At 62.9% G+C, this 12852-nt stretch carries 14 protein-coding genes; 8 read left to right on the plus strand and 6 right to left on the minus strand.

Translation table 11 applies throughout. The features are described 5' to 3' along the window. Positions 1-47: 47 nt before the first annotated feature. From CRO18_RS04785 to CRO18_RS04805, 5 genes are all read right to left on the minus strand, one after another. The gene (locus CRO18_RS04785; protein ID WP_097081250.1) at positions 48-1136 is read right to left on the minus strand and encodes an FAD:protein FMN transferase; all 1089 of its coding nucleotides are present in this window, start codon (positions 1134-1136) and stop codon (positions 48-50) included. Further along, positions 1133-1627 carry a SoxR reducing system RseC family protein gene (locus CRO18_RS04790; protein ID WP_170952559.1) on the minus strand — a complete coding sequence of 165 codons (495 nt, stop codon included), beginning with the start codon at positions 1625-1627 and terminating at the stop codon, positions 1133-1135. Before CRO18_RS04790 ends, CRO18_RS04785 begins: the two co-directional genes overlap by 4 nt. A 1-nt stretch (position 1628) precedes the next feature. Next, positions 1629-1826: a DUF362 domain-containing protein gene (locus CRO18_RS04795; RefSeq protein WP_076483405.1), complete on the minus strand. Its 198-nt coding sequence runs from the start codon at positions 1824-1826 to the stop codon at positions 1629-1631. Positions 1827-1889: 63 nt separating this feature from the next. Further along, positions 1890-2177: a ferredoxin FdxC gene (gene fdxC, locus CRO18_RS04800; RefSeq protein ID WP_076483404.1), complete on the minus strand. Its 288-nt coding sequence runs from the start codon at positions 2175-2177 to the stop codon at positions 1890-1892. Between the two features lie 26 nt (positions 2178-2203). Beyond that, positions 2204-3508, minus strand: coding sequence for an FprA family A-type flavoprotein (locus tag CRO18_RS04805; protein ID WP_083951860.1), 1305 nt, complete (start codon positions 3506-3508; stop codon positions 2204-2206). Positions 3509-3900: 392 nt separating this feature from the next. Here CRO18_RS04805 and rsxA point away from each other — a divergent pair, with 392 nt between their 5' ends. From rsxA to CRO18_RS04845, 8 genes are read left to right on the plus strand one after another with little or no spacing between them, the layout of a single operon-like run. Then, positions 3901-4482: an electron transport complex subunit RsxA gene (gene rsxA, locus CRO18_RS04810; protein ID WP_097081252.1), complete on the plus strand. Its 582-nt coding sequence runs from the start codon at positions 3901-3903 to the stop codon at positions 4480-4482. A 20-nt stretch (positions 4483-4502) separates the two neighbouring features. Next, positions 4503-5066 (plus strand): RnfABCDGE type electron transport complex subunit B, encoded by a 564-nt coding sequence (locus CRO18_RS04815; protein WP_076483402.1) that lies wholly within the window; start codon positions 4503-4505, stop codon positions 5064-5066. Beyond that, entirely contained in the window at positions 5063-6625 is a 1563-nt protein-coding gene (gene rsxC, locus CRO18_RS04820) for an electron transport complex subunit RsxC (protein ID WP_097081253.1), read from the plus strand. Before CRO18_RS04815 ends, rsxC begins: the two co-directional genes overlap by 4 nt. Then, positions 6622-7722: an RnfABCDGE type electron transport complex subunit D gene (locus tag CRO18_RS04825; protein ID WP_097081254.1), complete on the plus strand. Its 1101-nt coding sequence runs from the start codon at positions 6622-6624 to the stop codon at positions 7720-7722. The genes rsxC and CRO18_RS04825 overlap by 4 nt, the downstream gene beginning before the upstream one ends. Continuing rightward, the gene (gene rsxG / locus CRO18_RS04830) at positions 7719-8378 is read left to right on the plus strand and encodes an electron transport complex subunit RsxG (RefSeq protein WP_076483399.1); all 660 of its coding nucleotides are present in this window, start codon (positions 7719-7721) and stop codon (positions 8376-8378) included. The genes CRO18_RS04825 and rsxG overlap by 4 nt, the downstream gene beginning before the upstream one ends. Then, positions 8378-9109 (plus strand): electron transport complex subunit E, encoded by a 732-nt coding sequence (locus CRO18_RS04835; protein ID WP_076483591.1) that lies wholly within the window; start codon positions 8378-8380, stop codon positions 9107-9109. Before rsxG ends, CRO18_RS04835 begins: the two co-directional genes overlap by 1 nt. Next, the gene (locus CRO18_RS04840) at positions 9106-9363 is read left to right on the plus strand and encodes an RnfH family protein (protein ID WP_076483398.1); all 258 of its coding nucleotides are present in this window, start codon (positions 9106-9108) and stop codon (positions 9361-9363) included. The genes CRO18_RS04835 and CRO18_RS04840 overlap by 4 nt, the downstream gene beginning before the upstream one ends. A gap of 14 nt (positions 9364-9377) precedes the next feature. Continuing rightward, positions 9378-10382 (plus strand): FAD-dependent oxidoreductase, encoded by a 1005-nt coding sequence (locus tag CRO18_RS04845; RefSeq protein WP_097081255.1) that lies wholly within the window; start codon positions 9378-9380, stop codon positions 10380-10382. 239 nt (positions 10383-10621) lie between these two features. Here CRO18_RS04845 and katG read toward each other — a convergent pair whose 3' ends face one another. Beyond that, entirely contained in the window at positions 10622-12793 is a 2172-nt protein-coding gene (gene katG, locus CRO18_RS04850; RefSeq protein ID WP_097081256.1) for a catalase/peroxidase HPI, read from the minus strand. Between the last annotated feature and the right edge of the window lie 59 nt (positions 12794-12852).

The following is a 12852-nucleotide window of genomic DNA, read 5'->3' on the forward strand; positions in this document are numbered from 1 at the left end:
AGTGGGGGCACCCCCCAAAGGGGGCACAGCAAGGGCTATGCCAGCGCTTAGTTGCAGCGCGGGCGGGGTGAGGCGGGCAGATCGACCAAGGTCACGGGGGCGGGAAAATCGCCCCCCACCGGATCAAGCCGCGCCCGCATGGAAGGCGTGGCGAAAATCTCGCCCTGCCCGGTGATCATCAGCACATTCTCAACCCCCATCTGCGCGGCGATGCGCGGCCAATCTTGCGCACCGGCCACACTCAGCGCGGTGGCTGCGGCATCGGCGAGCGCGCCGTTTTCAGCCAGCACCGAAACTGAGACGATATCGGTCACAGGCCGCCCCGTGCGCGGGTCAAGAATGTGAGAAAAACGAAGGCCCCCGGCCTCAAGATACCGCTCATAATTGCCAGAGGTATGCAGCGCCTCGCCGGGCGCGAGTTCGAGCGCGGCCACCACCCCCCAAGCGAAGGGGTCGCGGATCGCCACCCGCCAAGGCCGCGCGCCGTGGTGGCCCATCACCTGCACGCCGCCACCGGCATTTAAAACGGCATCGGTAATGCCTGCGGCGCGCAGATCCTCTTCGGCCAAATCGAGCGCCGCGCCTTTGGCATAGGCGCCAAGGTCAAGCTGCACGGCGGGGTTGGCGGCGCGGATCGTGGTGCCGTCAATCGTCACATCCAGCATGGTCGGATGCGGCGCAATCAATGCGGCAATGGTGCCCTCGGAGGGCGGATCACCCTCGGGCAGCGTGTCGGCATGAAAGCCCCACGCCTCGATCAACGCGCCGATCGCCGGGTCAAAAAGCCCATCAGAGGCGCAGGTGAGATCACGCCCTCGTTCCAAAACCTTCGCCAAGGTCGGGTCGACGGAGATGCTTTCGCCCGCCGCAAAGGCCGCATTCAGGCGTTCCAACGTGCCGGGGCGCCACGCGTGCCAATCTTTGTGGATATGTTGTAGATGCTGATCGACACGGGCAATCGCGGCCTTTGCCTTGGCTTCGTCCACGCCGTGGATTTCCACCTCGACCAGCGTGCCAAACAAATAAAGCGATTGGCTCACATCCGGTTCGGGGCGCAAAGCGTGGACTGTTCCGGCCAAGGCCAGCACCGTCACAGCGGCGATAGAGAGCCGAAAAAGCGCGCCCCGTGCCTTCATGTGTGGCAACTCTCCACGCGCGGCGGATGCACGGCAACCGCTTGCAATTCGGCCACGTTTCGCCCGCGTCGCTCCATCAAAGCCACCGGAACAAAGCCAAGCGCCAAAGCCCCAAGGCCAACGAGCCCCGAAAGCAGATCCCCTGCCCCGAGCCCCGCCGCGATGGACACCCCCACCACCAAGGTCACTGCCGGCAAAAGATAGGCGAGCCCGGCAGCCGCCAAAAAGTCATTGCCGCCCATCATCACCTCAAGCTCATCGCCGGGGCGGATTTCCAAGCCTTCGGGGCGGGCAATCTCAAGCAGTTGCGGGCGCGACAACTGGGCCAAAGCCCCGGTGCCGCAGCCCTTGCGCGAGGCGCAAGCCGCACAGCCCGCCGCGCGGTCGGCCAAAACCGTCACCCGCTCGGGCCCCACCGCCACGACCCGCAGCCGCTCGCTCAGCGCGCGCGGTGCGGGATCGGCGGCAAGATCGGGCGTGCAGCCCGTCATCTTACGCCTCGATCGGCGTGATGCAGCCGTCTTCCATGCAGGTCGAGACGCAATGCGGCAGGTCTTCCCCTTCGCATTCGTTGCACAGATCGGCGTTGATCGCATAAACGCCTTTTTTCGGCGAGATCGCCTCGGTCGGGCATTGCGGTTCGCAATCGCCACAGGAGGTGCACAGGTTCGGGTCGATTTGCATGGCCATTGGAATTTCCTTTCCTGGTCAGGGTTTTGCGAGCCGAAGCTCGCGGTGGAAGGCTTTTAACTTTTAGCCCGGACGGACTTTGACGTTCCCGCCAAGGACACGGCATTGGCAAGCGAGCCGATCGTCGCTGCCTGCCAAATTCTCCGACAGCACCCGCATTTCCAGCGCCGAGGGTTCCGAGAGGTTCTCGGCGCCTTCAACCACATGGGTCAGGCAGGTGCCGCATTCGCCCTCGCGGCAGCCGTAAGTGATGCCGGAGCCAACTTTTTCGGACATCTCAATGATCCGGGTTCCGGGGGGAACGTTCACTGTGATCGAGACATCGGTGAACGTCAGTGTCGCCTTTTCCATGCTTTGTCCTTCGTTCTTAAATCCGGTTAGCGGGCGGCAAGTTCTGCAAAGTCGATTTCGCGCGGCGCGGCGGTGCCGGTGAGTTGCTGCGCCAAACGACGGCCAAAGGCGCGCCCCTCTTCCAACTCTTCGGGGGACGGGTGCAGTTTGACCCGCAGCCCCGGTTCGGGCAGGCGCATTTTCAACCCTTGCAGCCGCGCCTCAACAAGGCGCACCGCCTCACCCGACCAACCATAAGACCCAAAGGCTGCGCCCAATTTCCCTTTGGTTTCAATATCTACCAAGCGCGCAAGCATATCCCAAACGGTGCGCACCGCATCCCCGTTGATGGTGGGCGTGCCAAGGGCGATCCCGTCGGCCTCTTCGATCAGATCAAGGAAGGGGGAGATATCCGAGCCTTCCAGATCAAAGAGCGAAACCCGCACACCGGGCTCTTCTTCGGCGCCATCATGGATCGCCTGCGCCAATTGCGCGGTCGAGCCATAGGCCGAGACGTAAAAGATCAGCAGCACTTTTTCGGCGCTGTCCGCCTTGCGGCGCGGCGTCGCCAAAAGCCGTGTGCGCGCGAGCCAATCGCGGGGCGCGGAGCGCAAAATCGGGCCATGGGCCGGGGCAAGCACTGCGAAATCCAGCGGCTCGATTTTATCGAGCGCCGAGGTCACGAAACTGCGGAAAGGCCGCATGATCCGGTCGAAGTAATTGTCAAAGGCAAGGCGGAAATCATCCACCTGATCTTCAAACAGCCGCCCATCGCAGAAATGGCTGCCAAAAAGATCGCAGGTAAACAGCACCCGCGCATCGGCAAGCCAGGTGCATTGCGTATCGGGCCAATGGACATAGGGCGTGTTGATGAAATCAAGCTTGCGGTCGCCCAGATCGGCGCTGTGGCCGGTGGTGACGGGGCGCACCTTGGCATTGTCAAACTCGGCCCCCAAAAGCGCGCGCAGCATCGGCAGCCCACGCGGGGACAGCAGAATTTCCGCCTGCGGCGCACGGCGCACCAATTCGGGCACGGCGCCGGTGTGATCGGGCTCAAGGTGGTTCAAAACGATGTAGCGGATCTCGTCGTAAGAGGCGCTTTCCTCAAACCTCTTGAAGAAGGCTCCGGTGAATTCGGCTTTGACGGTATCAATCACCGCCACGCCTTCGGAGCCGCGCACGAGGTAAGAATTATAGGTCGTGCCGTTGGAGGTTTTCAAAATCACATCGAAGCTGCGCAGACCGGGGTCCAACGCACCGATCCAGGTCACACCGGGGGCGACCGTGACCGGACCCTCGGGGCCGGTGGTGCGGGGCGCGGGCGGGCGCAGGGCAAAAGGCGGGACGGACAAGGTCTTGCTCCGGTTGGGCGCGAAAAATGCGCATCACCAAAGATGAAGCAAGAACCGTGCCAAGCGCCCCAAAGCCCGCCATAGCGCCACCCTGCCCTGCCCCGCTTGGCCCAAGGCAGGGAAAGTCGGGTTTCACACCACGGGCCCTGCTCCCGAATGCGTGATGGCGCAGGTCCGACAATTTGTAGGGAATGCGACAAGCCTTGCAAAACAGGCACAAAGCCTCGTTTCCCCATCCCACAGCCCCCGCGCCGTCGTTCCCCCGTGCCTGCATGACCCGCGCGCGCAAAAAGCACCCCGCCGCCCGCCAGACAAAGCCACTTGGCACAGGCTTTGCTTCAACTCCGGCAAGGGCTCGCATTTCCCCCGACGGGCCGTGAACGGAGGCTGGCATGCACGACTTTTTCCTGATCCTGCTCAGCACGGCGCTGGTGAACAACGTGGTGCTGGTGAAGTTTCTGGGCCTGTGCCCCTTCATGGGCGTGTCGCGCAAAACCGATGCTGCCATCGGCATGGGGCTTGCCACCACCTTCGTGCTGACGCTTGCCGCCGCGGCCAGCTGGTTTGTTGAAGTGCTGGTGCTGGAGCCGCTCGATTTGGGCTTTCTGCGCATCCTGAGCCTGATCTTGGTGATCGCCGCGATCGTGCAGTTTATCGAAACCGTGCTGCGCAAGCTCTCGCCGGGGCTGCACCGCTCGCTCGGTATTTATCTGCCGCTCATCACCACCAACTGTGCGGTGCTGGGCGTGGCGCTTTTGAACATCCAAGAAGGCCACGGCTTCGCCTCCAGCCTGCTTTATGGTTTTGGCTCGGCGCTTGGCTTCACACTGGTGCTGGTGATCTTCGCGGGCATGCGCGAGCGCATGGCGCAGCTGGCCGTTCCTGCCCCCTTCGCGGGCGCCCCCATTGCCTTTGTATCTGCGGGCCTTCTGTCGATGGCCTTCATGGGCTTTGCCGGCCTCGTGCCCAATTGAGACGATAAGGAGTACCCGAGATGATCGAAGCCGTCGCCGCGATGTCTGCCCTTGGGACCGGGCTGGGGCTGATGCTCGGTTTTGCCGCGCGCAAGTTCCATGTCGAAGCGCCCCCGGTGGTGGATGCGATTGACGCGATCTTGCCGGGCACCAATTGCGGCGCCTGTGGCTATCCGGGCTGCCACGGTCTGGCCGAGGCAATGGCGGCGGGTGAAGCGCCCGTCACCGCTTGCACGCCGGGCGGCCGCGATCTCGCGCTTGAACTCGCGCAGGTGGTCACGATTGAGGGCGATGGCGCACTTTCGGGCATGGCCGAGGTGGAGCCGATGGTCGCCTTCATCTTTGAAGACCACTGCACCGGCTGCACCAAATGCTTCAAGCGCTGCCCGACCGACGCGATCATCGGCGCGAACCGGCAAATTCACACCGTCATCACCGATGCTTGCACCGGCTGTGACGCCTGTATCGAAGTTTGCCCGACCGAGGCGATCGTCAAGCGCGTCAAACCGAAATCCCTGCGCCAATGGTATTGGGACAAACCCGAACCGCGCCTTGGCGCCGCCAGCACGGAGCGCGCAGCATGAGCCTTCTGCCCTCTCTTTCCACGCTTTTGCACCCGTCGCAGTTCTTCAGCTTCAAAGGCGTGCACCCCGATCCGCGCAAATACCTCAGCTCCGAAAGCGAGATCGAGGTGATGCCGGTGCCGACCCTGATCCGGCTGCCGCTTCAACAGCATATCGGGGCCGAAGCCGAACCGATCGTGGCACGCGATGATTATGTGCTCAAAGGCCAGTTGGTGGCGAAGGCGCGCGGCCCGGTGTCGGCCAATATCCACGCGCCCACCTCGGGCCGGGTGATTGCGGTCGGTCATTTCATCGCCCCGCACCCGTCGGGCCTGCCGGTGCCCACCATCACCATTCGTCCCGATGGCGAAGACAAATGGGGCCCCCGCCTGCCGCGTATGCGCCCCGAAGATGCCACGCCCGAAGAGATTTCCGCCCAAGTGGCCGAAGCCGGGATTGTGGGGATGGGGGGCGCGACCTTCCCCTCTGCCGTGAAGCTCAATCTGCGCGCCAAATATGATCTGCACACGCTCATCATCAATGGCGCAGAATGCGAACCCTACCTGACCTGCGATGACCGCTTGATGCGCGAACGCGCCGAGGAAATCGCCGACGGCATCGGCATCATGGGCCGCGCGCTTGGCGTGAAAAACATCATCGTTGCGATTGAATCGAACAAGCCGCAAGCGATTGATGTGATGAGCCGCTACAACCGCGCGCTTGATTACACGTTCCAAGTGAAGGTCGTGCCGACGCAATATCCGATGGGCTCGGAAAAGCATCTGGTGCGGATTTTGACGGGCAAGGAAACGCCTGCCCGCGCGCTCACTGCGGACCTTGGCGTAGTGGTCCATAATGTCGCCACGGCGCATGCCGTCCACAATGCGGTGCGCTACGGCGAGCCGCTGATTTCGCGGATTGTGACGGTCTCGGGCCGCGCCGCGAAACGGCCCGCGAATGTCAAAGTGCTGATCGGCACCCCGGTGTCTGAAGTGATCAACCATTGCGGCGGCTTTGCCGAAGAACCCGACCGGCTGCTGCTGGGCGGGCCGATGATGGGCCAACCGATCCACAACCGCCGCGTGCCGATTGTGAAGGGTGCAAACGGGATTTTGGCGCTGTCAAAAGCGGAAACCCCCGGCTCTGACGTGATGCCCTGCATTCGCTGCGGACGCTGCGTGCAATCTTGCCCGGTGGGGCTGACGCCCTTTGAAATGAACGCCCGCATCCAAGCCGATGATCTGGATGGGGCCGCGAAAATCGGCCTGATGGATTGCCTGACCTGCGGCTGCTGCGCCTATACCTGCCCGGGCAATATCCCGCTTGTGCAGACCTTCCACTTCGCCAAAGGCAAGCTGGCCGAGAAGCAAAGCCGCAAGCACCAAGCCGAAGAAACCAAACGCTTGGCCGAGGCCCGCAAGGCCCGCGAAGAAGCCATCGCCGAGGCAAAACGCCAGATGATGCTGAAGCGCAAAGCCGAGATGGAAGCCAAGAAAAAAGCCGCCGCTGAAAAGGCCGCTGCGGAAGCCGCCGCCGCCGAACCCATGGCGCAACAAACCCAAGGGGAGGCCAACTCGTGACCGCGCAACCGCTTCTGGCCGCTCCGCATACCCATACCGTCTTCACCGTGAACCGCACGATGCTGGCGGTGGTGCTGGCGCTGACGCCCGCCACCGTGTTTGGCCTCTATCAATTCGGCTGGCCCGCGATTTTTCTGTTTATCACCACGGTGGCCTCTGCCTATCTGTTTGAAATCCTGTCGCTTTGGGTGGCGGGCAAACCAATTGGCCCCTTTGCCCGGGATGGCTCTGCGCTGCTCTCCGGCTGGCTTGTGGCGATGACCTTGCCGCCCTATGCGCCGTGGTGGGTGGGGGTGATTGGCTCGGGCATCGCGATTGTGATTGCCAAACACATGTTCGGCGGTCTGGGGCAAAACCTTTTCAACCCCGCGATGGTTGCGCGCGCCATGCTGCTCATTGCCCTGCCCGTGCATATGACCACTTGGGTGCCGCCGGTGGGCCTGTTTGAAGGCCCGGGCTTTGTGCATTCGCTCGCCATCACCTTTGCCGGGTCAAGCGAATATGATGCGATCTCCTCGGCGTCGACACTGAGCCACATCAAAAGCCAGTTGGGCGCTGGCGCCTCGATGGGGGCGATCACGCCTGATCTGGCCGACCTCAAAGCGCGGTTGATTGGCCTTGTGCCCGGCTCGATGGGCGAAACTTCCACCCTGCTCTTGCTCGCGGGCGGCTTGGCGCTGGTTTTCATGCGCATCATCACGCTCGCCATTCCGCTCTCGGTTTTGGGCACAATCGCGGGGCTTTCCTTCATCGCGTCGACGCTCGCACCCGACACCTTCGCCCCGCCGATCCTGCACCTCACCGCGGGCTCGACCATGCTCTGCGCCTTCTTCATTGCCACTGATTACGTGACCTCCCCGGTCTCGGCCTTGGGCAAGGTGATTTATGGCATCGGCATCGGCGCGCTGATTTTTGTGATCCGCACTTGGGGGTCGTTCCCTGAAGGCGTGGCCTTTGCGGTGCTCTTGATGAACTCCTGCACGCCGCTGATTGAGACCTATGTCCGCCCGCGTGTCTTTGGGCGCACCCGCACCGGCAAACCGTTGCCGATTGCCAAACCGAAACGCACCAAACAAGCCGCCGGAGGCAAGGCATGAGCGAGGACATCAAAGAGCCGAAACCAGCCAAAAGCTGGCTGAAATCCTCGCCCTTCGCGCATGGGCTGATGCTGGGGCTGTTCTCACTCGTCACCGCCGGGCTTTTGGCGATGGCCGACCAAACCACCCAAGCCCCAATCGCGCAGCGCAGCGCCGAAGACTTGGCCGCCTCGCTCGCGCAAGTGCTGCCCGCCGAGATCTATGACAACGATCCAGCCACCGATCTGCGCAGCGTGGAAGATGCCGATGAGGGCATGGTCAGCGTGCATATCGCCGCCAAGGGCAATAGCGTCACCGGCATGGCCTATGAGCTGGTGGGCTTTGGCTATTCCGGCGCGATCCGGGTGCTGATCGGCATTGCGCCCGATGGCACGCTCTTGGGCGTGCGGGTGCTGTCCCATACCGAAACGCCCGGCCTTGGCGATAAGATCGAAGTCGCAAAAGGCGATTGGATCGAAGGCTTTACCGGGCGCTCTTTGACCGACCCCACCCCCGATGGCTGGAAGGTGAAGCGCGATGGCGGTGTGTTTGACCAATTCTCGGGCGCGACCATCACCCCGCGCGCCGTGGTTGGCACCATCGCCCGCGGGCTGACCTTTTATGAACGCAACCGCCTTGCGCTCACCGCCCCCATCCCCCGCAACGGAGACGAATGATGGCCACGAATTTCGGCAAAATCGCCCGCGACGGTTTTTGGGATAAAAACATCGTCTTCGGCCAGCTTTTGGCGCTTTGCCCGGCGCTTGCCATCACCGGCACGGCCACGAACGGGCTTGGCATGGGGCTCGCCTCCACCGCCGTGCTGATCGCCTCGAACGGGATCATTTCGGCGCTGCGTAAAGTGATCGCCCCGGAAATCCGCATTCCCGCTTTCGTGCTGATCATCGCTTGTATCGTGACCGTGGTGGATATGGCGCTAAACGCCTATGTGCATGATTTGCATAAGGTTCTGGGCCTCTTCATCCCGCTGATCGTGACCAACTGCGCGATCTTGGGCCGCGCCGAAGCCTTTGCCTCGCGCAATGGCGTGATCCCGTCGCTTTGGGATGGGTTGATGATGGGCATCGGCTTTACCGTGGCGCTGGTTTTGGTGGGCGCGCTGCGCGAGGTCTTTGGCTCGGGCACGCTGTTTGCCAATGCCTCGATCCTGCTGGGAAGCCATTTCGCCTTTATGGAAATGACGCTCTTTCCCGATTTTCCGGGCTTTTTGATCCTGATCTTGCCGCCCGGCGGTTTCATCGTGACGGGCTTCTTGCTTGCGCTCAAAGCGGTGATTGATGCGCGCGGCAAATCCATTGACGAAGAAATCCAAGAACTGCGCGCGCCCAAGGTCTTTACCGCCGCTGGCGCCCTTGGCCCCGTCCCGGTTGAGGAGGATGACGAATGATCGTTGGTGTTGCCTATGCCAAGCCGACCGCACAGGTCTGGAGACATGTTGATGTGCCCGAAGAGGCGACCGCGAAAGAGGCGATCGACCGTTCCGGCCTGTTGGAGCAATTCCCCGAGATTGATCTGGAAGAAAACAAGATCGGTGTCTTTGGCCAAATCTGTAACCTTGACCGAGTGCTGAAGGAAGGCGATCGGGTGGAGATTTACCGCCCCATTCACCCCGAAGCCGAACTTCTTGAAAAGAAACGCTGAAAAGGAGCGATGTGATGACCCGTATGAGCCGCCGCAGCCTGACCCTAGGCCTTTTGTCCGGCGCCGCGCTGGCGGCCACGGGCACCAGCTTCGCGCTTCGTAAAGGCGAGCGCGCCTTGGTGATTGGCGCAGGCCCCGCAGGCGCTTTGGCCGCCTCGAAACTTGCCGCTTCGAACCCCGGCGCCTCGGTGACGCTGATCGAACGCGACCCGACCCGGATGGCGCGTGACCCGTCCCCCGCCACAGCCTTTGACCGCCCCGCCTCGGGCGCAACGCTCTCCACGCTCGCCGCTGCAGGCGTGCAGGTGAAAATTGACGAGGTCACGGGCGTGGATTGGCGTGCGGGCCGCGCGGCGCTGTTCTCGGGCCGCGCTATGGCCTTTGACCGTTTGGTTCTGGCCCCCGGCATTGCGCCGAAAGTAGAAAAGATCGCCGGGCTGGATGCGCGCGCGCGCCATGCTTGGCCCGCCGCTTGGGGCAATGCCCGTGAGGCCCGCAGACTTTCGGCGCAACTCGCGGCTTTGCGGGAAAACGGCCATGTCGTGCTGCGCCTGCCCGCTGAGATCAGCCACCCGCATGTGGCAATGACCCGAGCCCTCGCCTTGGCCCGCGCCGTGGCGGCGGTGCCCGGCGCGCGGCTCACCGTTTTGGATGAAAGCAATGATCCGGCTTTGCGTCAGGGCTTTGCGATGGCGGCGGGTCTTCAACGCATTTCGCGCAATGTCGCGTGGCTCGCCCCGGCGCAGGGCGCGCGGGTGACGGCGGTCGATGCCGACCGCGGGCTGTTGCTGACCGATGCGGGCGAGATCCGTGCCGATGTGGTGAACTTCATCGCACCGCAACAGGCCGGGGTGCTGGCGCAAAAAGCCGGTCTCACCGATGCTTCGGGCTGGTGCCCCTGTGACGATCAAGGCCGCTCCGCGCGGGTGCTGGGCGCGGTGGTTCTGGGCGATGCCCGCAAATCCGCCGCGCGCACCGTGGCTTGCGCGCTGGCCTCGGCGCAAGCGCTGCCGGTGTGATTTTATAGAGATGAGGGCCGCGCCCGACCCGGGGTGTGCGCTTCGAAACGCTGGTGAGGGGCGCTTTATGGTGCCCTCAACTCGGACGATTGTTCTGTTCGCGCCGCAGCAATGCGCCCGCCCATGGGGCGGGTCGGGCGCGGCCCGGGCTTGTCGCCCGGACCATAAACGACCCTATCGAGCCCAACAATAAAAAGGCCCCGGAGCACGCCGGGGCCTTTCGTCTTTTCCGCCATTCCTTAGGCGCGCAGATCGAAGCGGTCCGCCTCCATCACCTTGACCCAAGCCGACACGAAATCGCACACGAACTTCTCGCCCGCATCATCTTGGGCATAAAGCTCGGCATAGGCGCGCAGGATCGAATTGGAGCCAAACACCAGATCGACGCGGCTCGCGGGCCATTTCGCAGCCCCGCTCGCCCGGTCGCGGACTTCATAGCCGCCCGGCACCTTCTCCCAAGTGTTGCCCATATCGGTGAGGTTCACAAAGAAATCGGTGCTGAGCGCGCCGGGCTTATCGGTGAACACCCCGTCGGCCGACGCGCCAGCATTAGCGCCGATCACCCGCAGCCCGCCGACCAACACGGTCATTTCCGCCGCCGTCAGCCCCATCAGTTGCGCACGGTCCAAAAGCAGTTCTTCGGGCGCAACGGCATAGTCTTTCTTCAGCCAGTTGCGGAACCCGTCATGGATCGGTTCCAGCACGTCAAAGCTTTCCGCATCGGTCATCGCATCGGTCGCGTCGCCGCGGCCCGGCGTGAAGGGCACGGTGACGGTGACCCCCGCCACCTTCGCGGCCTGCTCGACGCCGACATTGCCCGCAAGCACGATCACATCGGCGACCGAGGCCCCGGCTTCTGCCGCGAGCGGCTCTAACACGCCCAGCACCTTGGCCAAACGCGCAGGCTCATTGCCTTCCCAATCCTTTTGCGGCGCAAGGCGGATGCGCGCGCCATTCGCCCCGCCGCGCATATCGGATTGGCGGAAGGTCCGCGCGCTGTCCCAAGCGGTGGCAACCAATTCCCCCACACTCAGGCCAGAAGCGGCGATTTTCGCTTTGAGCGCAGGCACATCATAGCCCGTCGGGCCAACCGGAACCGGGTCTTGCCAGACCAGATCTTCGCTCGGCACCCAAGGGCCAAGGTAGCGCGACTTCGGCCCCATATCGCGGTGCAACAGCTTGAACCACGCGCGGGCAAAGGCATCGTTGAACGCCGCCGGATCGGCCATGAATTTCTGGCAGATCGCGTTGTAAATCGGGTCCACCTTCATCGCCATATCGGCATCGGTCATCATCGGATTGTGCCGCTTGCTCGGGTCGGTGGCATCAAGCGGGCGGTCTTCTTCCGCAATCTCCACCGGCTCCCATTGCCACGCGCCCGCGGGGGATTTGCGCAACTCCCATTCATGGCCAAAGAGCATCTCAAAGAAGCCCATGTCCCATTTGGTCGGATGCGTGGTCCATGCCCCTTCAAGGCCAGAGGTGATCGCATTGGCCGCTTTACCCGCCATCGTCGGGTTCGCCCAGCCAAGGCCTTGGGCCGTCACATCCGCCGCTTCCGGGTCCGCGCCCAATTGGCTTGCGTCGCCATTGCCGTGGGTTTTGCCAACGGTGTGCCCGCCCGCCGTCAGCGCGACGGTTTCTTCGTCATTCATCCCCATCCGGGCAAAGGTTTCGCGCACATGGAGCGCAGTTTTCGCCGGATCGGGTTTGCCGTTCACACCCTCGGGGTTCACATAGATCAGCCCCATCTGCACGGCAGCGAGCGGGTTTTCCATCGTGTCGGGCTTTTCAACATCGCCGTAGCGGCCATCGGACGGCGCAAGCCATTCGGTCTCGGCGCCCCAATAGACGTCTTTCTCCGGGGCCCAAATATCTTCGCGGCCAAAGCCAAATCCATAGGGCTTCAACCCCATCGATTCATAGGCCACCGTGCCTGCGTAAAGGATCAAATCCGCCCAAGAGATTTTGCTGCCGTATTTCTTTTTGATCGGCCACAGCAGACGCCGCGCTTTATCAAGGCTCACGTTATCGGGCCAGGAATTGAGCGGTGCGAAACGTTGGTTGCCGGTATTGCCGCCGCCGCGCCCATCGGCGCTGCGATAGCTGCCCGCCGCGTGCCACGCCATGCGGATCATCAACCCGCCGTAATGGCCCCAATCCGCCGGCCACCAAGATTGGCTATCGGTCATGAGCGCATGCAAATCGGCCCGCAGCGCCTCAAAATCCAACTCCTGTACCGCTTCGCGGTAGTTGAAGCCTTTGAGCGGATTGGTCTTTTCATCATGCTGATGCAAAATGTCGAGGTTGAGCGCATTCGGCCACCAGCGCATCGTATCCGCGCCAAGCGCGGTCGCGCCGCCATGCATCACAGGGCATTTGCCCGTGCTTTTGAGATCATTGCCGTCCATCAGAGTTCCTCCCTTGAAGGCCTGTCTTGCGGGGTGTTCCGCCGTCTGCACACAAGCTA

This window comes from Rhodobacter sp. JA431 (assembly GCF_900217725.1).
In the GTDB taxonomy this organism is placed as follows: Bacteria; Pseudomonadota; Alphaproteobacteria; order Rhodobacterales; family Rhodobacteraceae; genus Rhodobacter; species Rhodobacter aestuarii.

Coding starts and splice junctions, on each gene's coding strand:
- rsxC (WP_097081253.1), top strand. CDS start 5,063: ATGAGCCTTCTGCCCTCTCTTTCCACGCTTTTGCACCCGTCGCAGTTC.
- fdxC (WP_076483404.1), bottom strand. CDS start 2,177: ATGGAAAAGGCGACACTGACGTTCACCGATGTCTCGATCACAGTGAAC.
- rsxA (WP_097081252.1), top strand. CDS start 3,901: ATGCACGACTTTTTCCTGATCCTGCTCAGCACGGCGCTGGTGAACAAC.
- CRO18_RS04795 (WP_076483405.1), bottom strand. CDS start 1,826: ATGGCCATGCAAATCGACCCGAACCTGTGCACCTCCTGTGGCGATTGC.
- CRO18_RS04835 (WP_076483591.1), top strand. CDS start 8,378: ATGGCCACGAATTTCGGCAAAATCGCCCGCGACGGTTTTTGGGATAAA.
- CRO18_RS04815 (WP_076483402.1), top strand. CDS start 4,503: ATGATCGAAGCCGTCGCCGCGATGTCTGCCCTTGGGACCGGGCTGGGG.
- katG (WP_097081256.1), bottom strand. CDS start 12,793: ATGGACGGCAATGATCTCAAAAGCACGGGCAAATGCCCTGTGATGCAT.
- CRO18_RS04785 (WP_097081250.1), bottom strand. CDS start 1,136: ATGAAGGCACGGGGCGCGCTTTTTCGGCTCTCTATCGCCGCTGTGACG.
- CRO18_RS04845 (WP_097081255.1), top strand. CDS start 9,378: ATGACCCGTATGAGCCGCCGCAGCCTGACCCTAGGCCTTTTGTCCGGC.
- rsxG (WP_076483399.1), top strand. CDS start 7,719: ATGAGCGAGGACATCAAAGAGCCGAAACCAGCCAAAAGCTGGCTGAAA.
- CRO18_RS04790 (WP_170952559.1), bottom strand. CDS start 1,627: ATGACGGGCTGCACGCCCGATCTTGCCGCCGATCCCGCACCGCGCGCG.
- CRO18_RS04840 (WP_076483398.1), top strand. CDS start 9,106: ATGATCGTTGGTGTTGCCTATGCCAAGCCGACCGCACAGGTCTGGAGA.